Below are 21,021 nucleotides of genomic sequence, written 5' to 3'. Positions count from 1 at the left end.
TTTTTTAATTTCGTGTAATCGCCATTATGTTCAACAACTGGTTTCATAAATTAAAGATTTGGAAATCGAATCTTTGTTTCAGCTTTTCTAATTTCATTACTAGTAAAAGAAATAGTTGTTCCTAATGAATAAGCATAAATTCCTTGGATAGAATCATTAGATGATTCATATGAAATATAAAATCCATTATCAACCCTACCTATCCATTCAAAATTATTTTTATATTTTTCAAAAAGATAATTAATTAATTCCTTTTTTATTTCTATATTATCTGTATCAATCTCATAAGCAATACAATGAAGTTTGCCTTGCCATTCTTGAAGAAAAATAAATCCTACTGGAGTGTTTAATTTATACCATTTTGATTCTTTAATGAAATTTACTCCTGAATTCCTTACTTCTAAGCTAAATTTGCTTTGAATATCTGAAAAATTAGAACCAATTTCAAATATAAATGGCTCTAAAACTTTATTTGCGTTCAATGTATTGGTCTCTGCATATGATAAATTATTGATAGAAGTTGAAACGAAAGCGACAACTAGCATTAAAACTTTGAACATAAGTAATTTTTGAAATTAAGATTTCCTAAAATTAACATATTGCAATCTATACGAGATTCCGAATTTGATATTACACAGTTAATTTTTTAAATTATTAAAAATTAAAGCCTAGACTACTTTATTTCGTATAACAGTCATTTGAAAATAAGAGTTTCAATCATTAGACTAAAAGTTAAATTAGAAAAATGACCCTCTACTCACCTAAGTCTTTAATCAATGTGTAGTAAGAGTCCGATAAATCACAGTTTATTTTTTGCATTAATGCAGAAAAATAATCATCCGAATCATCAGCTTCAAAATAAACAGCTTTATATTTCTTAAGTAATGTTCTCAATTCATTTTGGAAGAAAAACAGATAGTCTTCCATATGATCTTCATCAATCCCTCCCAAATATGCAACTTCAATTGAATTTTCATCTGAACCACCAATAAGAAAGTAAGCACATAGTTGAGAACAATGATTTAAAAGAATTGTTGACTCCATTACATTTATATTTTTTAAATTTTCGAACAATAGGTCAGGTGAAAATTCCTGAGCTAAAGCATTAACACCTTCATGAAATCGCTTGTAGTTTTTATGGAACAACTTCTTTAATTCTTGCCATTCAACTTTCGACATCTGATTTAATTTTTTAGTTTTTATTGTTTTTATATCTGTATAGATTTCAGTTATTTCGGTTAATTCAATCAAGTAAGTTGTTCTAGCAATATAAAAACGATGTGACTCAAAATGTTCACATAAAGAATTATTCCTAGAATTGAGTATGAGTTGTAACCCTCTCGTTTTAGATTTTTTCTCTAAATTATTGATCAATTTTATCAATAGATTAGCCTCTAAATCATTTTGTACATCATGAAATAAAATATAATCACGATGAGGATGGACATGATTAGAATAAAGCATTCCCAGTGCAATAATCGTATCATCTCTTTTCGCAACGACATGATAAAAACCTATCTTTGGTAAATGATGCTCAATTAAATATTGCTGTAAATGCATATTCATTTTTGAATCAAAATGCTGAGAATCTAAAATTTTAATATTCATAATTATTTACCGATTTATTTAAAAAAAATTAATTACTCAGCCCTCAAAAATATTCACAAAATATACTTCTTACCAAATTTTTAATGTTTTTAATTAATATCAATACTTTAACCTAAACCATATAAATTTAAAGCATACTGGAACGACTGCTATTGATACGAACACTCCATAAATATGTTTATTTTCAAAATAATTTAGCAAAGACATTATTTTACAGCACGAAACAAGAACGCCTGCATATCAAAAGGCTCGTCCCTAAGCCCTCATAGTATTAAACCTTCTTCGCTTGCATCACTCTAAACAGCACATACAGCAGTAAAATCCATACGGGCTGCATCAGCACCGACAGCATAAAGCCCTGATTCCACATGATGTATAAAATCATCAGCATGAACAACAAAACAAAATAGTTGGTGAACGGCGCAAATAATGCAGGAAACTTAGTTTGTATGCCCTGCTGCTGCATCGCTTTTCTAAACTTCAGGTGAATCAAGCTGATCAGCATCCAATTCAGCACCGCAGCGCTCACCACGATATAAATCAAATAACTCAATGCTTTTTCAGGCAAGAAATAATTCAGCAGTACACAGCCAAAAACCAGCAAAGCAGAAAATAAAACCGCGGCAATCGGCGTACCGTGTTTATTCACCTGCTTAAATGCTTTTGGCGCATTGCCTTGTTCTGCCAAGCCCAGCAGCATGCGGCTATTGGCATACATGCCGCTATTACAGACCGAAACGGATGCAGTCAAAATAATAAAGTTCAACAAATGTGCCGCCCAATCAATCCCCATCTGATTAAAAATCATCACAAAAGGACTATGATCCAAACCGCCAAGTTTCAACTGATTCCACGGCACCAGCGACAGCAATACCGCTAAGGAACAGATATAAAATAAGAACACGCGGATTACGGTTTGGTTTACTGCTTTGGGAATGTTTTGATCTGGATTTTCAGTTTCAGCCGCCGCCATGCTGATCAATTCAATGCCGCCAAAAGCAAACATCATAAAGGCTAGCATGTAGAATAAGCCTTCAAAACCGTGCGGGAAGAAGCCGCCATGTACCCATAAATTACTAATCGAAGCGGTAGAGTCTGCGCCTGCTGTAAGTAGCAGGTATATACCAAAAATAATCATGGCAACAATCGCCACAACCTTAATCATCGACAGCCAAAATTCAGATTCTGCATACAGTTTGACATTAGCTAAATTGGCTAGCGTAATCACAGCAAAAAACACCAAAACTGAAACCCAAGCAGGCACATGCGGCCACCAGTAATTGATATATTTGCCTATCGCGGTCAGCTCGGTCATCACTACTAAAATATACAGAATCCAGTAGTTCCAGCCCGTTAAAAAGCCCGCAAATTTGCCCCAATACTTAAAAGCAAAATGACTGAATGAACCTGTGACTGGCTCTTGCACGATCATCTCGCCTAGCTGGCGCATAATCAGAAAAGCAATCAAACCACCAATCAAATAGCCCAGAATTATCGATGGTCCAGCCGACTCAATAATATGCGCAGAGCCTAAAAATAGCCCTGTCCCGATTGCGCCACCCATTGCAATCAGCTGAATATGGCGGTTCTTTAATCGGCGCTGCAGTTGAGGCATTTCGCTGCTCACAACATGTTCTCATCTTATAAAAAAGTGGATTGTAGCCTGTGCATCCGCTAAGAACTACATCTTGATATCCAACAATTTTAACTTAAAGGTATTTTTACAGATCAGATGAGCATCAAATGTAAAGTTTTATTGATTGGTTTAAATAACTTAGGTCAAGACAATCTTTTGCCTATTTTTTTCAAATTTATACTTTTATTGAATATTTTTGAGGCTTCATCACACAGCAATATGCCCTACATCATAAAAACAGCGCCCAATTGAGCGCTGTTTTAAAAGCGAATCCGCAGTGATTGATCACTTATATGTAACTTACTGATGTTACGCAGTAACACCAGAAGTGCAATTTGATTCAAATAAAACAGCGATACGCGGTAACGTCATCCGCAAGTGTTTGAGACAGGACTACTTCTAATCAAAAATGTTTTTGCGATGCTTTGAATAATTTGACGGTAGTGAACGAGTTTTGCGGATGACAATGGTTTTGGGTACTTTTGCCGAAACAAAAGTACCTCCAGCCGAAGGCTAATCCCTTTATTCAATCCTTAGATGTAAGACTCCGTCGAATAGACTTAAAAATCATTTTAAAAGTGCATAAGTACTTTTACGTGCGTAACATCAGTAACTTAGATAATTAACATCTATAAGTGCTTATTTACGCTGTGGCTCGTCAGCCCACCGTGCATAACTCTTCGTGCTTTTCAACAAAACGCCCGCTTGTTTTGCAGCGACACCACTATAGTCCTGAGAGAAACTATCTGAATTTTCATCAAAACTCGCTCCATCAAATAATGGGAAAGTTCCAGCTTTTTTCTGAATCACCACATCATCAATCATCCATCCGCGGAAACCGTTATAAAGTTGATCGACCGTTTTGAATTGGAATTTCAGTTGAACATTGGCCTTGCCTGCATATTCATCCAATGAAATTGCTTCTTGCTGAACAGTAGCCGGCGCGAGGTTAAAGCCTAAATTACTGTATGGAATCGGCGCGCGCTCATATGCAGAGGACGGATCTGCCAGCGGGTTTAATCGAGCCAAAGTCTTGAAGCTATTGCCACCGTCGGTAGAAACTAAAATATTCATCAAATCGAACCCTTGATTATTTGGATTGACCGACTCAATTTCCCACCATGTTTTAAAGCTTAAACTCAAAGGCGCTTGATACTGGCTTAGATTAATGGCAGGTGAGATTAACTCACCCATATTGTGGGTATTAGATGTTCCGCCATCAAACTCTGGAGCCATAGATGAATCACTTAAAGCGCCAATAAAGTTGCCATTTACTTTGTCACCATACCAATACGCAGTATTGCCTTGCAGTGGCTCAGGCACCTTGCCTTGACTTTGGTCATTTGGTGCTAAGCGTACACGCTGATTCACTTGATTATTACGGATGTTGTGACCTTTGTTTAGCAACTGCCAATCAACATTGGCCACACTTGGCTGCGACCTTGTCCATGCATTGCGGGTTGCTGAGTCCACTTCAAAAGTTTCACGCCAAACTGCATCTGCAGACACTGTTTCAGGTAGCACTTCAAATTGATAGCCCGATGCAGAAGAAGCAATGACCGTAACTTTTTTCGTAATAGTATTAATTCCTGCACCGTTAATGGTGAGCGTGGCATTTTTCAATGCTTCAAGCAGCGCACTGGATACATTAAATGAAAGCGTGAAATATCCATTGGCATCAGTCAAAGCACTAACAAATGCGCCATTGGTCGCTGTACCGCCAGACAATGACACTTGCGCATTCGCCAAAGGTTTCCCTTTAAAAATCACTTGACCAGACAATGTTCCGACCACTGCATCATTGACTGGTGCATCACTTAGTGTCTGACAGTCTTGGTCTAAGCAGTTGAGAACCACATTCAACACAATGCTCTTATTGGTATTTTTAGGATGGATCAAGAATGCCGAAACTACAGACTGTCCATTTTTAGTGACCAAAACATAATATGTGCCTGCAGCCAATTTAGGCAGTTTAACGATGCCTTGAGCATTTGCAAGATAACTTTGACCTTTAAAATGAGTTGCTGTCGGTAAACTATTGATCGGTGGAAAGAACTGCTCAGAATCATCCGCTGTAATTGTATTCGTTGCTATTTTCAGACTGCCTGCTTGTACTTTCTGCCATTCTTCATCACTTAAAATCTGAATCGACGCAGCATTTAAAGCAAGATTATTCACATCCAACAGCGTCAGCTCTTCTACACTTTTTTGTACCATAGCATCGGCAACTGGCTCTGGCGGTACACTCCCTGTCTCATCACGATCACTACCCCCACATGCCGTTAAACCCAAGACACCCGTGACCATTATTATTTTTACAAAAGCGCTATTTTTCATCTGTTCTGCCCTCTGGCTGTTCCATTTTTAAAAATTGTTATGTCTACATTGAACTCTGCCAGCTCAAACATACTGGTGAATATTCCAGCACAATAATAACCAATTTTCATTAAATGCGCAAATTTCGCATTTTATATCTTTATGGCTTTCGGTTCTTCTTGTATTTAAAATTAATGCAACTAGCTATACACGTAGCAAAAAAAAAACAGGCCGAAGCCTGTCCTTTTAGTATTTACAATCTATTTTAATCTTCTGGATATTCAAAACGGTAGCCGACGCCATACACGGCTTGAATCCACTCATGACGGTTGCCGGTTTCCGCTGCATCTGAAATCTTACGACGTAAATTTTTAATATGACTATCAATCACACGGTCAGCCACTTCAAAACTGTCCGGATTAATATGATCAAGCAATTGCGCACGTGAATACACCTGCCCTACATGCTCTAAAAACAACTCTAGTAAACGAAACTCTGTTGGCGTTAAGCTCAACGCTTTTTGTTGATACCAAATGCGTTGCTGTGCTTTGTCCATACGGAATAAATCATTCACCTCTGGCTCTGCTTTACGTTCTAAACGACGTAATACTGCTTGCACACGTGCCACCAATTCTTTCGGACTAAACGGTTTGCAGACATAATCGTCAGCACCCATATTAAGCCCCAATACACGGTCAATTTCTTCAGTGCGTGCAGTCACCATAATAATCGGCAGATCAGACTGCTCACGGACTTTACGGCAAATGGTTAAGCCATCCATACGGGGCACCATCAGGTCTAAAATCATCAGACTCGGTTTACGTTGTGTGAAGCTGTCATAGGCTTCTTGCCCATCATGAAACATGCTGACTTCAAAGCCTGCAGCCTCTAGATAATCACGCACCAGCTGTGCAAGTTCCACTTCATCTTCAACCAACATGATATGTTTCATGCATGCTTCCTTTTAATATTTCATCTGTTTGGGAAATGTCAATTTGCAACGCAAACCGCCCAATGGAGAATGATCAAAACTCAATTCTCCGCCCAATGCTCTAGCTATTTTTACGGATAACGCCAATCCTAATCCTGTACCACCAGTTGCACGCGTACGTGAATCATCCACACGATAGAAACGCTCACCTATACGTGCCAACTGTTCATCAGTTAAACCAAATGGGCTGTCATCAACATACACGGTCCACTGGGTTTCATCTTGCTCAGTATGGACATGCACTTCACCACCAGCTTCCGTATAACGAATACTGTTACCCAATAAGTTGACCATAATCTGTTTAAAACGGTCTATATCTAATTGTAATGAAGTCCCTTCGCCCATTGCGGTAATTTTCAAATCTGCTTGCTCAAACTTCGGCTTAAAGCTTTCAACCTCTTGGATCACTACATCCCAAGGATTGAGCGTGGTCAAATAACAATTCAGTTGTTGTGCATCGGCTTGTGCCAAATCTGCCAAATCTTTGGTCAATTTTTTCAAACTACTCACTTGATTCAGCATCGAAGTAAAATGCTCTGGCGTTGGCTTACGAATACCGTCCTGCATCGCCTCAATTTGAGCCTGTAACACGGCCAATGGCGTTTTCAATTCATGTGAAGTATCAGCCACCCATTGACGACGTGACGTTTCATGCTGATCGAGAATTACGGCCAACTGATTCAATTCATTCGATAAATCACCAAGCTCATCATTACGGTTCACTGCAACTTGATGTTGATAATTACCCTTGGTTAATTCACGTGTTCCCATTAACAAACGCTGAATCGGTTTTTTAAAGTATGTTGCCAATAACAATGCTGCAATCAAACTTGCAATAAACGTAAGCACATAAACCAATAATAAATAACGTTTTTGCTTACTAAAGAAGTTAATACTGATCGCATCATCTTGATCGAGTACAGGTTTGAGCCCCAAATATCCCACGATTTGATTATTCACCATAATCGGACGATAAGAGATTTGTTCATCTGTCGGCTCACCCACAACAAATTGGCGATGTGCATCATATAAAGATAAACGCGAACTCAAGCCCAAGCGATCAGGCATTTGGATAAATTGTTTCTTACCACCATTATTACTGTTACTTTGTGAGGATTGATCTTCATCTTTTTCATCTGTGTTCGACTCTTTTGGACGGAATACATTTTGGTTCGTACTTAAAGGAAATTTTAAACCTTCAAAGGGTTGGAACTCAGATGGTAAGTTTTGTTCCAGCCATTTCAGCTCTTCAATTTTTTGCTCTGCCGTTTGCTGTGGTGTTGCCAGCATCGATGCTGCATTCAAACTATGATCTTGAAAATAGCGCTGCTGCAATGCAATGTCATATTGACGACGTAACCACCACCGAGAGAGACGATCATAGTCATCTGGTGCTGCCTGCCCTTCAATTTGCAGAATCTGTGCCTGAATCGCATTGCCCCAATCATGATAGACCGTATACACATCGGCTAAATTTTCAATGACATGGTCAAGCTTTTGCATCTCGACATCGGCCACATATTTGGTGAAATTACGCTGCATATTCCAATGCAAAACGCCAAGACTTACCGTTGTGATGACGAGCGTCGTCAACAGCACAGTCAGAAACAAGCGTAGGGCAATCGGGATACGACGTATTTTCAAAAGAGAACTCTCATTTTTCTTCTATATTCATTATTGTAGCGAACACGCAACTAAAAAACTCTCCATTGTTTCTACATCTTTATTATTTAATCTTTAACCATCGGAAAAATATCTAATCTGGTGGGGTAGAGACTATGAAACAAATGACCAAAATGGCTTTAATCGGTGCAAGCGTACTGAGCATGGGTGCATTAACTGCCTGTCAATCGACAACCGCACCAAAAGATAACGATCATGGCCGTATAATGAAACAACATCATGGTGATCACGATCGTCGTATGTCACCTGAGCAACGTGAACATTTTAAACAAATGCGTGCCGAGCAACGTCAAGTGTTTGCTGATATGCAAAAAGCCTGCGATGGTAAGGCTACAGGTTCAACAGTTCAAGTAAAAGCTGGCGATAAAAATATTGATGGTACATGTACCATGGTGTTCAAAGCAGACCGTCAAGACATGAAAAAAGCACGTGGTGAACACAAACCAATGCGCGGTGAACATCATCCAATGCGTGGTCAGATGCAACGCGGTGAGCCACTGACTGATGCAAAACGTGCAGAACTGACTAAAAAGTTTGATCAACGTTTAGCAGAACGCCAAACGAAGCAACAAGCGATTATGAAAGCATGCCAAGGTAAGACTGATGGTAGCGCGGTTGCCATTAAAGTTGGCGAACAGCAAATCAATGGTAAATGTGAAGTTCGCTTCCAACCTAAAGCTCCTGTTGCCCCGACGCCAGCCCCAGTGAAATAATCCAAACTTAGATCGCAATATCATTGCGTAAAAAAGGCACTCCCATGAGTGCCTTTTTTATTGGACATATCTTTTTACGCTTTTTGACTATTTGTGTCATTCATTTTCATCTAAAAGCGTTTACACTCAATGCACTTAGCTTTTTCAAGGGATATTTCTTTGACTTTACAGTCACCAACAAATCACCCTGAAATGCTTGTACCCAATAAGAAGATGTTGCACGATTAGAACCATTCCAATACGTGTCATTGAAGACACGTTCAAATGTTATTTAGGATTACTAACGCTGGTAAAAACCAGTATTGAGGAAAACGATATGCCACAATACAAAGCGCCCTTACGTGATATGCAATTTGTTCTGCATGAACTTTTAAAAGCAGAAGATCACTATGCACAACTGCCTGCATTTTCTGACACCGTAAGTCGTGAGTTGGTTGACCAATATCTAGAAGCTGCTGCTGACTTCTGTGAAAATGAACTTTCTCCTCTTAACCAAGTCGGCGACCGTGAAGGTTGTACTTGGAATGATGGCGTTGTAACAACACCAACTGGTTTTAAAGAAGCGTATCAAAAATATATCGAACTCGGTTTCCCGTCTTTGTCTGCTGAAGAACAGTATGGCGGTCAAGGTCTACCAGTTTCACTAGGTAACATCATTTCAGAAATGGTGGGTACGTCGAACTGGGCTTGGGGTATGTATCCTGGTCTATCTCATGGTGCTGTACGTACTTTAGAACACCACGGTTCTCAAGAGCAAAAAGACACTTACCTGCCTAAACTTGTTTCAGGTGAATGGACAGGTACCATGTGCTTAACAGAATCTCATGCAGGTTCTGACTTAGGTATCATCCGCTCTAAAGCTGAACCGCAAGCAGACGGTAGCTATGCAATTTCTGGCGAGAAAATCTTTATCTCTGCTGGTGAACACGACATGGCTGAAAATATCATCCATATCGTACTTGCTCGTCTTCCAGGTGCACCAAAAGGCACGAAAGGTATTTCATTATTCATCGTACCTAAATTCAATGTAAATGCTGATGGCTCAATTGGTGAGCGCAATGCGGTACGTTGTGGTTCGATTGAACACAAAATGGGTATCCATGGTAACGCGACTTGTGTCATCAACTTTGATAACGCAAAAGGCTTCTTGATTGGCCCTGAAAACCGCGGTCTAAACTGCATGTTCACATTCATGAACACTGCACGTATCGGTACTGCTGTACAAGGTCTTTCAGCTTCTGAAGGTGCTTTCCAAGGTGCGCTTGCTTATGCAAAAGACCGTTTGGCAATGCGTTCACTTTCAGGCCCTAAAGCACCTGAAAAAGAAGCAGATCCAATTATCGTGCACCCTGCAGTACGCAACATGCTGCTTACGCAAAAATCATTTGCTGAAGCTGGTCGTGCTCTGGTTTACTTATTGTCTTTCCATGCCGATATCGTGGAACAAGGTGCAACTGAAGAAGAACGTAAGTTCTCTGACAATATCTTGTCATTATTAACTCCAATTGCTAAAGCATTCTTGACTGAAACAGGTTCTGAATCTGCAAAACACGGTGTTCAAGTATTTGGTGGCCACGGCTTCATTTCTGAACATGGTATGGAACAAATTGTACGTGATACACGTATTTCATGCTTGTACGAAGGTACGACTGAAATTCAAGCAATTGACTTGTTAGGCCGTAAAGTATTGGGTACTCAAGGTGCAATGTTGAAAGACTTCACCAAGATCATCCATAAATTTGTTGAAGCGAACAAAGACAACGCTGCCATGAAAGAATTTGTTGAGCCGCTTGCTGCGCTAAACAAAGAATGGGGCGACTTAACCATGCAGATTGGTATGAAAGCAATGCAAAACCCTGAAGAAGTGGGTGCTGCTGCAGTCGATTACCTCTACTTCTCTGGTTATGTGACGCTTGCTTATTTATGGGCTCGCATGGCCTTAGTTGCACAAGAAACTTTAGCTGCAGGAACAACAGATGTTGATTTCTACAATGCAAAAGTAACGACTGCTCGCTTCTACTTCAAGAAAATCTTACCGCGCGTTCGCTCTCATGTAGAAGTGATCGCAGGTGGCCTAGATCCTCTTATGGCATTGGATGCAGAACACTTTGCATTCTAATGTGAATATCTAAAACATATTCAAAAAATTGTACTCTTGAGTGCAGAAATAGAGAAAGGACGGTCATAGCATTGGCAGTCCTTTTTCTTTATAAATAGTCTCATAATTTTACTTTGGTCAATTTTCTCCACCCTTTATGTCGATACAAATTGCCCCAAGTCCACAGATTCAAACAATAAACAGGTGAACGAACATGCCAATTTATAATGCGCCGCTTGCAGATATGAAATTCATCTTAAATGATGTTTTTAAAGCAGAACAATTCTGGCAAAACAACGAAAATCTTGCTCACGTTGATGCTGCTACTGCAGAAGCCATTCTTGAAGAAATGGCAAAATTTGCGCAAAACGTCACTCATCCTTTAAACCGCACAGGTGATGAAGAAGGCGCAACCTATAGCAATGGCAATGTCACGACTCCTGCTGGTTTCAAAGAAGCATTTAAACAATATGCAGAAGGCGGCTGGATTGGTCTAGGCGCAGATGAAGAATGGGGCGGTCAAGGCATGCCAAAAATGCTGACTGTTCTGTCTGACGAAATGCTGTTTGCAACCAACCCATCATTCATGCTCTACCCGCTTCTTTCTGTAGGTGCAGGCATGGCATTAAACAGCTATGCATCACAAGAACAAAAAGAAACTTATTTGCCAAAAATGTATACAGGCGAATGGTCAGGCACGATGTGCTTAACTGAACCGCATGCAGGTACAGATTTAGGTATTATCAAAACTAAAGCTGAACGTAATGAAGACGGTACTTATAACATTACTGGTACGAAAATCTTCATCACTGGCGGTGACCACGACCTTTCTGAAAATATCATCCACTTAGTTTTAGCGAAAACGCCTGATGCGCCTGCGGGCTCACGCGGAATTTCACTATTCATCGTACCTAAATTCTTGGTGAATGCAGATGGTTCATTGGGAGAGCGTAATGCTGTAGGCCCTGGTTCTATTGAACATAAAATGGGGATCAAAGCGTCTGCAACATGTGTGATGAACTTTGATGGCGCGAAAGGCTACCTGGTTGGTAAAGAAAATGAAGGCCTTGCAGCGATGTTCGTCATGATGAACTACGAACGTCTGTCTATGGGTATTCAAGGCCTAGGTGCTTCTGAATTTGCTTATCAAAATGCAGCGCAATATGCGACTGATCGTTTACAAGGCCGTAGCGCTTCTGGCGTTCAATCGCCTGCAAAACCTGCAGACAGCATCTTAGTTCATGGTGATGTACGTCGTATGTTGCTGAACGCACGTGCCAACAATGAAGCGTCTCGTGCATTTGCGGTTTATGTTGGTCAACAACTGGACATTACCAAGTTCTCTACTGACCCAGAAGCAGTCAAAGCAGCCAATAACCGTGTTGCGCTGTTAACACCTATTGCGAAAGCGTATTTAACAGATACAGCTTTCCAAGCAACACTCGATGCGCAAATGGTCTTCGGTGGTCATGGCTTTATTCGTGAATGGGGTATGGAACAATGTATTCGTGACCTTCGTATTGCACAGATTTACGAAGGGACCAACGGTGTTCAATCGCAAGACTTAATTGGTCGTAAAACCATTAAGTGCAATGGTGAATTCATTGCTGAATATATCCAAGAAATCCGCGATTTTGCCAATAACTTAGATGCCAGCTTGAACTACATCAAAGATGCAACATTAGATGCAGCAGCTGAAGTTGAAGCGGTGACTCAATATGTACTTGAAGCTGCTCGTGAAAATATTGAGTTCCCGAACTCAGCAGCAGTTGATTACCTACATGCTGTAGGCCTACTCAGCTTTGCCTATATGTTTGCCCGCATTGCAGATGCAGCAAAAGACAAAGATGGCGAGTTCTACCAAAACAAACTTGCACTGACTCTTTACTTCACGCAGCGTATTTTACCTGAATTGGCTTTACGCATTGCTAAAGTAAAAGCAGGTTCTGAAGTGATCATGAACTTCTCTGAAGATTACTTTACCAACCAAGCTTAATTAGCCGTACAAAATCAAAAATGCCCGATTTATCGGGCATTTTTTTTATTTTACTGCTCTTATTGCATAAACACTGAGTGCAACTTTTTCAAAAAATCATAAGCATACTTACTTATTCACAATCTCCTAATTCCATTCGATATGTAAAACAAGAATGGAGCTGATCGTCTAGCATTGGAAATGTAGCCCAATGCGTTTTATCTTTATCTTGTTTAAATCCTGCCTTCATTAAGACATTTTGTGATGCTAGATGTTCCTCAGCACAAAACGATGAAACAACCTTCGTGACCTGATTCTGCTTTAAATACTTAATTCCCCCAATTAAAGCCTCAGTCATATAACCACAACCATGAAAATTCACCCCTAACCCAAAATGTATTTCCCCATGGTTGTCTTGATTGAAGAAATACAGTAAGCCCATCGCTAAATGCGTATTCTTATCACTAATCACCCATGCAAAATCAGGATTGTGTATCGACCAATAATGATCTGCCCACTTTTCTAAAACACTCTTGGTCTGTTGAATCGTTAAATGTGGTAACCGCTGCAGATAACGAGTTGCTTCTATATTCGAAAAATATGTATCAAATAATGAAATTTCATCTCCTAACTGATACTTTCTCATGCATAAACGTTCAGTTTCAATCCTATTGGGCATGATTTTTTAGCCTGTTATTTCATGGGATAAAATTTTTTGATCGACTCAACCATTTCAGCATTCGACATTTCCAAAGCTTTTGCCACATTCATTGCATCTACAACGCTGCGATTTTGACTCACTTTAAACTTACCCAAAATTGAGTCTATTTCGATTTCAATCGCTATAATTTTTTCCAGTTGTTCCGCGATAAAATCATGAGGCACATCGCCCATTTTCCACGGCACGGGTTGGCTAGCTTCATGTTGTCGAGTCAACCGAGCCAGAACCCCTCGTAAATATTTTTCATCGTCAACTTTACGAATTGTGCCTTTGACATGCACCACACGGTAATTCCATGTCGGTACAACGCGATGATGCTCCTGTTTTCCTTCATACCAGCTAGGCGAAATATATGCATCATCGGCATGAAAAATCACATAGGCGTGCGCTGACTGATTTAGCAATTCAAACATTGGATTGGTCTTGGCAATATGACCGCGCAATATACCCAATTCGCCTGACTCAGTGTCATATTCTAGTGGTAAATGATTCACTTCCAACTCACCATTGGGTGCCGTCAGTATTACTGTCGCCAAAGCATGCTTACGCATAAGATCAATCAGATCAAGGAGTTCATTCTGTTTAAAATGCGTTGGTTGATACATCGTCGCTTCATTCTTATAGGACAAAATTTAAGCTCAAACTTAACATTAAAGACTTTATTTAACCTAAAAAATATTTTTGTCATATGCGCTTCATGTGCATGAAATTTGCTTGGTATTTAATGACTTGTTCTTGATTGAATATTCACGCAATTTACACAGGAGGAAGATATATGAAACACCGTGATCCTAAAGTAGAAAAAATTGAAGCCCTCCTCGACCGACTTGGCAATCTTGCTGTAGAAGGTTTTCATTATCTTGCGCTGTTTGTCATCGGCTGTATGATTTTATGGTCTGCGGGTCATACCATTTTTGAAATTATTACAGTTAAGCAATTCGCCACGATTGACGATATTTTATTATTGTTTATTTACCTCGAACTCGGTGCCATGGTTGGTATTTATTTTAAAACCAACCACATGCCTGTTCGCTTCCTGATTTATATTGCTATTACTGCCCTGACCCGTTTACTGATTTCGGACATTCAACATGACCATAAAGCGGATATGGGCTTGGTCATTACTACAGGTTCGATCCTCATCCTTGCTGTGGCCATTTTGATTGTGCGCTATGCCTCTTGGACATATCCTTCGGTTATTCGAGATAAGCATTCCGAGAAGCCACTGCCTGAAGGAAAAACCCCACGTCCGCAAGATGATGAATTGGCTTAAACACTAATTCGTTCCCTCTCCTTTTAGGAGACGAGTAGCACTGCTACGCAAGGGAGAGGTTATAAACCTTATCTATTTGGCACCAATACATAGCGACCATTTTCAAAGATCCAGTACATGCCACTTGGGGGTGCTGGTAAACCAATCCGTTTCCAATCGCTGATAAAGGTATAGGTCGAACTGGAAATACTGGCACTCGCAGGATCGCCATTGACCCAACTATAGCTTTGTGAATTTTGAGTAATCGTGGTCGGTGCATTGTATTGAATGCTAATGCCACTCTGAGGATACTGCGGATAAGGTCGATTTGGATATTGCGGATAAGGTCGATTTGGATATTGCGGATAAACCGGCGGGCGACTTGGATAATGAGGATAATGTTGAGGATAATTCGGCGCATGCTGCGGATAGCCAGGCCGATTCATCGACGGTGGGCGGTGTTGTGGTTTTGATGTATCCACACCTTGGTAGTTTGCCCATTTGTTTTCCGCAAAAGTACTGGCTGAAGCACTGATCAGCATCACACCTGCAATCGCATAGAATAATGTGGTTTTCACTTAAGCTCTCCTCGACGGTTTATACGCTCAGTATAAATTCCATTGTAGGAGAAAAAATGAATAAAAATCCATCAAGTGCAAGAATTTGTTAATTTTCCGACCAAGCTGATCGCACCTTCAGGCTAGCCTGTTTTTCATTGGATTATGCTAAGATTGATTTTATTTCGTAGTGGATCAAACGCTGTGTCTGAATTAAGTTTTGACCGACTTCATCAATTTTTTTCTAAAGTTCCAAGTATTCAAGAACAACTGATTGACTCGTACGGAACCGATGGTAAAACTGCTTGGTGGTTTAAATTTCAAATTAATGTAGATCACCCTTTAGCATGGCAAACTGTTCAAGAATTGGGCCATGTATTGAACTATATTTCTAAAAATGAACGCTTACCGACTCAATTTTTACCGGTTTCTCCGCCACCATATATGAATGGCGAAGCAAAACAATTCTTGTCTTGGGTGATTCAATGTAACCACGCCGATTTTCCACCAGATGTCATCTGTGACTGGTTAGAAGCTCGTTTGCCACAACCAGTAGATGATGCCGATAAATGGAAAATCAAAACCGATATTAAAGAATTGGATCAAATGACAGATAAAGATTTAGATCAAATCGTTCCGCCGAATCCTGTACCGAAGAATTAAAACTGATTTAGTTCCTCCTAACCTCCCTTTAAAAAAGGGAGGAAAGCCCCTCTTTAAAAAAGAGGGATTTGGGAGATTAAGACAATTCTAAAAAGTAGATATTCCGCTCCATTCCATAAAGCGATACAACACATATTTCAAGGTCGATTCATCCGCATATTTACTATAATCGACACTCATTTGTTTACCATCCAGATTTGACCAAGCCGTATTGAAGTACTGTGATGCATCTTTAAAAACTTGAGCATTTTTCAGACCGATCACGCGTAAATCAGTTTCTAAATTATAATTTTTCAAGTTACGCGCCGTGAAATTGGCAGAACCTAAAATCATATCGGCTTGATAAGCAGTACGTTTTAAAATCATCTTGCTATGGCACTGCTCACCTTGGGTATTACACCAACGTACATCAATACCGGCATTATGTAGTTCTGAAGCAACAGGACGGTTTGGAATACCATTTTTGGTTCGACCAAAAGCATCTTTATTCGGATCGAGTAATACACGAACTTTCACGCCACGTTCATGCGCAGCTATGAGTGCTTTGATAATTCTACGTTCTGACAAGTAGAACATCGCAATATCAATTTCTGTACCCGCTTTTTGTGCCGTATTAATCATATCTAATACGCCATCATAAATGGCTTTTTCAGTCAGCACCTGTACTTGAGGCTCAGTTTTCGCAGCTTCAACATCTTTAATCACTACAAATGGAATATTGGCTTTAGACATCATACCTACGGCTTGCTCGGTTTTTAACAGATCAATCGCGGTCATGCCTTTGACGGTTAAGGCCACATTGGAATGTCGTGAGCTACCATCATGTGGATTCATAGAGGTGACTAAACCTTTCCAGCCATCGATGGTATCTACCACCAAAGTTTTTCGGTGATTCGCTTTAAAGTTAAACAGATCCATATAACTACGAATCGTCACTTTATCGGTTCCCAATGGGTTCGGTAACCAGCCTTGTTCAGGATTATTGCCAATATCTTGACAGCAGATATACCAAAAACCTGACCATGCTGGGTTGGAAGCACGAAGCGGTACCAAATTGGTTTCCATCAACTCAATGCCCCCTTGTCGTAATTGACGATAATGCTCGGGTTGAATGCCGCCATAGACCGAATTGACCGGGTCAGTAATCACAAAAATTTCCACTTGAGGAGATAGTCGACGCTTCAAAATCAGCGCATCGGTCAACTCCTGTGTTAATTGTTCATGTTTTAATTGAGAGTCACCAACTTGCGGATTAAAGAGAAACATATCCAACACAATGGTCGACTGTGCTTCCTCAAGCATTTTCAGCATTTCTTTAAAAATGCGATGTTCCTGTTGCTGCTTTCCTTGCGCATCGATATAGGTTTCATCCACTAAAAAGTTCACTTCAGCATGGCGAAGTTTTCCCGTGTAGTTCAACCCTTCTGGGAGTGGTTTTAGCGTGTGATAGGTTGCCGATGCCAAATAACCTAAAACTAATAAACCAATGACCACACCCACATAGCGACGACGTGACCAATTGAGCTTGTGATGTATTCGTTGAATGATGCGCATAAGAAAAAACCTAGTCTAATGCGCTCAGACTAGGTTTTATTCATTGATTTTTCAAGAGGATTTCTGTGACTTCAGCTTGATTAGAACACCTTACTCAGTCACATTTAGCTTAAAAACCAAATTCTAGCCCCACAGTAAAATTGCGTCCTACTTGTGGAATATTGGCTAAGAATGAACTGTGTGAATAAACATCTTCATCCAATAAGTTGTTGGCTTTGAAGTACACACGGTAATCATTACGGTCTTTTAACTGACCGCTATAAGCGACACCTAAATTCACCATGTTATAACCGTCAGTTTCTTGTTCATACGCCGTGATTTTATCTTGCTTAAAGACATGTGCATATTCTGCAAGACCTGACCAACCATCGGCAAAGTCAACATCGACCTTGGTTCCTAAGCGCCCTGCAGGCACACGTGGCGCATTTTCACCATCAATTTTGCCGCGTACATAATCACCAAAGACACTGAGTTTATACATATCATTAATGGCATAACCCACTTGAGCTTCCGCGCCATAGAACTTGGCTTTGTCTTGGGTGTAATCAACTAAGCGGAAGTTTTCAAAATTATCTTTGGTTGCAGCATAAATGTAGTTGTCATACCAGTTGTGATACACATGTACATGGTAGTCCAATTGGTCTTTTTCATAATGGAAACCTAATTCTAGATTATTAGATTTTTCAACATCTAGATTTTCATTTCCGCGTTCATAGGTATTGGTCGCAAAATGCTTACCATCTGCATAGAGCTCTTGCGCCAATGGCAAACGCTCTTGATGAGAACCCACCAAGGATAATTTATAATTGGGTGCAAACGCCCAGTTCACAGCACCTGAGTAGGAAATACCATAATCGTCATAATCTTTTTGTGCAGAATCGATCTGAATTTTCTGCTGATCGACACGTGCGCCCAGCTCGACATGGAAATCACCAAATTGTTTATGCTCTAAACCAAACACACTCCATTTTTGGGTTTTATTTGGGTTCATCAATGATTCTTCACCACTGATATTGAGCTTTTGCTGATTGTATTGTGCGCCAATCACACCTTCCCAATCCGCAATCGGGTTATGCACTAACTCTAAACGACCATCGTAACCTTTACTTTTAAAGGTCGTTGCCGCTGTATCACCTTCAATTTCATCATGTTGATAATCGGTATAACTTGCATGTGCACGGATTTTTTGGAAGCCCGCAAACGGATTCGCAAGTTCGGTACGGAAATCATAGCGTTCTGACTTTAAATCAACCCATGGGCCTGCGGCATCATGATCGTGATCATGCTCGTCATGGGCAGAATGGTCATGCTCATCGCTGTGATCATGATTATCATGCCCGTCACAATGCAAATGATCATCATGTGGATGACAGCTTTCATATTCATGACTATGCCCCGGCAGGCCATATTGGTCTTGTCGGTTGCTATAAGACAGTCCAGCAAAACCACGATCATGAATCCATGACGCACCTACACTGACATTTTGCCCTTCTGCAAAAGTATTACCGACTCGGCGTTCTTTTTCTAATTCACCATCATGATCATGAAAATAACTGGGTGCAATATAGTCATTGGCTTTACGCTTTGATCCCTCAACTCGCAGTGCAAAATTTTCTCCTAGCGCAGCAGTGATACCTGCACTCGCTAATTTTTCGTCACTACCTGAGTTATAACGTAGCCCAACCTGCCCCTCTAAACCATTTTCAGGCATCTGCGTTGGAATTTTTTGATCCGTCACATTGACCAAACCGCCAACTGTGCCTGCCGCGTATAACAGTGTTGATGGCCCACGGATGACTTCAATTTGTTTTGCCAAAATTGGATCAACCGTAACCGCATGATCAGGGGATAAAGTTGAAACATCTGCTGTTTCAGATGCATGCTCCAAAACTTTGACACGTGGCCCATCTTGCCCACGTATTACAGGTCGACTTGAGCCTGCACCAAACTGATTTGAATATACACCCGGCTGTCCGGCTAACGCATCACCAATAGTGACTCCACCTTGTGCCAAATCTTTATGCTTAATAATATTATCTGCAACCGCAAAATCTGCTGCACTTTGATTTAAAGGATGAACCTGAACATTAATCGCCTCTAAAGTTTGTACCTGTTGTTGCTGATCATCAGCATAAATATTGGGTGCAATCACTGCAAAAATTGAGATTGTGATTAAATTCTTATGAAAGGACATTTGGAGAGACTCAAATCTGGCTAATTTTGAATAATGTTATAATATAACATTTCATTACTTTTGCAATAAAAAACAATTGAACATCTTCAAATCAGTTACACTGCGCTATACATAACCTTGTATTTATTGATAAATTTATTCGAATTCAATGCCTTTTACCATATCCCATGCTGTACTCGCACCGCCTATTTCCAAGTTAAGCGGAAATCGCCTGCCTATTGCAGCACTCGCAATTGGTAGCATGGTGCCAGATTTATTCCGTTTATTTACTAATGCTGACTATGCAGGTTCACATCAATGGTCGGGGTTAATTGTTCCAAACTTAATCCTTGGTTTGCTGTTTTGTGTGCTGTGGTATGTGCTCTATCGCCCGATGTTATTTGCTTTTTTTGGTTTAAATAAGCCGCTGAATCTACAGAATTTCAATCAATGCTGTGGGTTTATGCTCAGTCTCATCCTCGCACTCATCATTGGAACTTCGACGCATATTGTTTGGGATGGCTTGACCCATGTTGACTTTCGTACCTTTGCATTTAAGGATCTATTGAGTCTACCGATTCAATTTTTCGGTCATTCATATCCCTTACATCGTGTGTTGCAAATTGGATTATCTGGCTTGGCACTCCCCGTTTTGGCATGGATGATTTATCGTCATCATCTTCACTATCGAAGTACTGCAAACGTCCACACATCCATCAAAGTCTATGTATATGGTTTAGCGGCCCTGTCTTTAGCTGCGGGAATCGCTAGTTATTTTTATTTTGCAGATAGTGTTTATTCAGATGCATTTGTGCATGACCTGTATGCCTATGTCGGCAAAGCCATTAATTATTTTTTTCGTGCATTCCTAAGTACTTTTAGTTTGGGATGTCTTATTTTCCTGTTATTAAAATCAACAACGAATATTTTCTCAAAAACAACCTCATAAATCGTTTCAGAATCTCTCAATGCAAGGATTTTTGTTCTATAAAGCCGAAGTCCTTGTGACAAAATAGCCAAAAAGAGGCATAATCCTCTATTCGAATAAAAGCGGTGCGCTGTTTACGTATTCGCTGACCTT

General features: G+C 40.1%; 17 protein-coding genes. 6 read left to right on the top strand and 11 right to left on the bottom strand.

Going from position 1 to position 21,021, the window contains the following annotated elements:
- Nucleotides 1-50: 50 nt before the first annotated feature.
- From FTU02_RS13365 to baeS, 6 genes are all read right to left on the bottom strand, one after another.
- Entirely contained in the window at nt 51-560 is a 510-nt protein-coding gene (locus FTU02_RS13365; RefSeq protein ID WP_180074264.1) for a hypothetical protein, read from the bottom strand.
- A gap of 193 nt (nt 561-753) precedes the next feature.
- Nucleotides 754-1,608, bottom strand: a complete 855-nt coding sequence (locus tag FTU02_RS13360) for a hypothetical protein (protein WP_180157554.1) — start codon at nt 1,606-1,608, stop codon at nt 754-756.
- 271 nt (nt 1,609-1,879) lie between these two features.
- The gene (locus tag FTU02_RS13355) at nt 1,880-3,235 is read right to left on the bottom strand and encodes an amino acid permease (protein WP_180157552.1); all 1,356 of its coding nucleotides are present in this window, start codon (nt 3,233-3,235) and stop codon (nt 1,880-1,882) included.
- 648 nt (nt 3,236-3,883) lie between these two features.
- Nucleotides 3,884-5,581: a carboxypeptidase regulatory-like domain-containing protein gene (locus FTU02_RS13350; protein ID WP_180157550.1), complete on the bottom strand. Its 1,698-nt coding sequence runs from the start codon at nt 5,579-5,581 to the stop codon at nt 3,884-3,886.
- Between the two features lie 244 nt (nt 5,582-5,825).
- Entirely contained in the window at nt 5,826-6,512 is a 687-nt protein-coding gene (locus tag FTU02_RS13345; protein ID WP_078191240.1) for a response regulator, read from the bottom strand.
- 12 nt (nt 6,513-6,524) lie between these two features.
- Nucleotides 6,525-8,195 carry a sensor histidine kinase efflux regulator BaeS gene (gene baeS, locus FTU02_RS13340; RefSeq protein ID WP_180157548.1) on the bottom strand — a complete coding sequence of 557 codons (1,671 nt, stop codon included), beginning with the start codon at nt 8,193-8,195 and terminating at the stop codon, nt 6,525-6,527.
- A gap of 134 nt (nt 8,196-8,329) precedes the next feature.
- Between baeS and FTU02_RS13335 the strand changes: the two genes are divergently transcribed.
- The 3 genes from FTU02_RS13335 (at nt 8,330) to FTU02_RS13325 (ending at nt 13,041) form a co-directional block, all read left to right on the top strand.
- Entirely contained in the window at nt 8,330-8,947 is a 618-nt protein-coding gene (locus FTU02_RS13335; protein WP_180157546.1) for a hypothetical protein, read from the top strand.
- 316 nt (nt 8,948-9,263) lie between these two features.
- Nucleotides 9,264-11,066, top strand: coding sequence for an acyl-CoA dehydrogenase C-terminal domain-containing protein (locus FTU02_RS13330; protein ID WP_078194152.1), 1,803 nt, complete (start codon nt 9,264-9,266; stop codon nt 11,064-11,066).
- 193 nt (nt 11,067-11,259) lie between these two features.
- On the top strand, nt 11,260-13,041 hold the full coding sequence (locus FTU02_RS13325) for an acyl-CoA dehydrogenase C-terminal domain-containing protein (RefSeq protein ID WP_078194153.1): 1,782 nt from the start codon (nt 11,260-11,262) through the stop codon (nt 13,039-13,041).
- 112 nt (nt 13,042-13,153) lie between these two features.
- Here FTU02_RS13325 and FTU02_RS13320 read toward each other — a convergent pair whose 3' ends face one another.
- Nucleotides 13,154-13,666: a GNAT family N-acetyltransferase gene (locus FTU02_RS13320; protein ID WP_180157544.1), complete on the bottom strand. Its 513-nt coding sequence runs from the start codon at nt 13,664-13,666 to the stop codon at nt 13,154-13,156.
- A gap of 47 nt (nt 13,667-13,713) precedes the next feature.
- Nucleotides 13,714-14,346, bottom strand: a complete 633-nt coding sequence (locus tag FTU02_RS13315) for an FMN-binding negative transcriptional regulator (protein ID WP_180157542.1) — start codon at nt 14,344-14,346, stop codon at nt 13,714-13,716.
- A gap of 170 nt (nt 14,347-14,516) precedes the next feature.
- Between FTU02_RS13315 and FTU02_RS13310 the strand changes: the two genes are divergently transcribed.
- Entirely contained in the window at nt 14,517-15,014 is a 498-nt protein-coding gene (locus FTU02_RS13310; protein WP_180026737.1) for a phosphate-starvation-inducible protein PsiE, read from the top strand.
- Between the two features lie 68 nt (nt 15,015-15,082).
- Here the strand turns inward: FTU02_RS13310 and FTU02_RS13305 are convergent, their stop codons facing one another.
- Nucleotides 15,083-15,571 (bottom strand): RcnB family protein, encoded by a 489-nt coding sequence (locus FTU02_RS13305; protein WP_373684264.1) that lies wholly within the window; start codon nt 15,569-15,571, stop codon nt 15,083-15,085.
- A gap of 183 nt (nt 15,572-15,754) precedes the next feature.
- On the opposite strand from FTU02_RS13305, the gene FTU02_RS13300 reads away from it, so the two are divergent.
- Nucleotides 15,755-16,213, top strand: coding sequence for a hypothetical protein (locus FTU02_RS13300; RefSeq protein ID WP_078194213.1), 459 nt, complete (start codon nt 15,755-15,757; stop codon nt 16,211-16,213).
- An 87-nt stretch (nt 16,214-16,300) separates the two neighbouring features.
- Here the strand turns inward: FTU02_RS13300 and FTU02_RS13295 are convergent, their stop codons facing one another.
- Together FTU02_RS13295 and znuD are read right to left on the bottom strand one after the other, a co-directional pair.
- Nucleotides 16,301-17,767: a phospholipase D family protein gene (locus FTU02_RS13295; RefSeq protein ID WP_180157540.1), complete on the bottom strand. Its 1,467-nt coding sequence runs from the start codon at nt 17,765-17,767 to the stop codon at nt 16,301-16,303.
- Between the two features lie 109 nt (nt 17,768-17,876).
- Complete coding sequence (gene znuD, locus FTU02_RS13290; RefSeq protein WP_180157538.1) at nt 17,877-19,961, bottom strand: zinc piracy TonB-dependent receptor ZnuD; 2,085 nt, start codon at nt 19,959-19,961, stop codon at nt 17,877-17,879.
- 148 nt (nt 19,962-20,109) lie between these two features.
- Between znuD and FTU02_RS13285 the strand changes: the two genes are divergently transcribed.
- Nucleotides 20,110-20,889, top strand: a complete 780-nt coding sequence (locus FTU02_RS13285; RefSeq protein WP_180157536.1) for a DUF4184 family protein — start codon at nt 20,110-20,112, stop codon at nt 20,887-20,889.
- The last annotated feature ends 132 nt before the right edge of the window (nt 20,890-21,021 follow it).

The sequence above is a fragment of the Acinetobacter sp. YH12045 genome, assembly GCF_013419925.1.
Classification (GTDB): domain Bacteria; phylum Pseudomonadota; class Gammaproteobacteria; order Pseudomonadales; family Moraxellaceae; genus Acinetobacter; species Acinetobacter amyesii.
The sequence above is the reverse complement of the archived record's forward strand: the minus strand, read 5'-3'. Positions and strand labels throughout refer to the sequence as shown.

Excerpts from the sequence above, each read along its gene's own strand:
- FTU02_RS13365 (WP_180074264.1), bottom strand. The coding sequence starts at position 560 with ATGTTCAAAGTTTTAATGCTAGTTGTCGCTTTCGTTTCAACTTCTATC.
- FTU02_RS13360 (WP_180157554.1), bottom strand. The coding sequence starts at position 1,608 with ATGAATATTAAAATTTTAGATTCTCAGCATTTTGATTCAAAAATGAAT.
- FTU02_RS13350 (WP_180157550.1), bottom strand. The coding sequence starts at position 5,581 with ATGAAAAATAGCGCTTTTGTAAAAATAATAATGGTCACGGGTGTCTTG.
- FTU02_RS13345 (WP_078191240.1), bottom strand. The coding sequence starts at position 6,512 with ATGAAACATATCATGTTGGTTGAAGATGAAGTGGAACTTGCACAGCTG.
- FTU02_RS13335 (WP_180157546.1), top strand. The coding sequence starts at position 8,330 with ATGAAACAAATGACCAAAATGGCTTTAATCGGTGCAAGCGTACTGAGC.
- FTU02_RS13330 (WP_078194152.1), top strand. The coding sequence starts at position 9,264 with ATGCCACAATACAAAGCGCCCTTACGTGATATGCAATTTGTTCTGCAT.
- FTU02_RS13325 (WP_078194153.1), top strand. The coding sequence starts at position 11,260 with ATGCCAATTTATAATGCGCCGCTTGCAGATATGAAATTCATCTTAAAT.
- FTU02_RS13320 (WP_180157544.1), bottom strand. The coding sequence starts at position 13,666 with ATGAGAAAGTATCAGTTAGGAGATGAAATTTCATTATTTGATACATAT.
- FTU02_RS13315 (WP_180157542.1), bottom strand. The coding sequence starts at position 14,346 with ATGTATCAACCAACGCATTTTAAACAGAATGAACTCCTTGATCTGATT.
- FTU02_RS13310 (WP_180026737.1), top strand. The coding sequence starts at position 14,517 with ATGAAACACCGTGATCCTAAAGTAGAAAAAATTGAAGCCCTCCTCGAC.
- FTU02_RS13295 (WP_180157540.1), bottom strand. The coding sequence starts at position 17,767 with ATGCGCATCATTCAACGAATACATCACAAGCTCAATTGGTCACGTCGT.
- znuD (WP_180157538.1), bottom strand. The coding sequence starts at position 19,961 with ATGTCCTTTCATAAGAATTTAATCACAATCTCAATTTTTGCAGTGATT.
- FTU02_RS13285 (WP_180157536.1), top strand. The coding sequence starts at position 20,110 with ATGCCTTTTACCATATCCCATGCTGTACTCGCACCGCCTATTTCCAAG.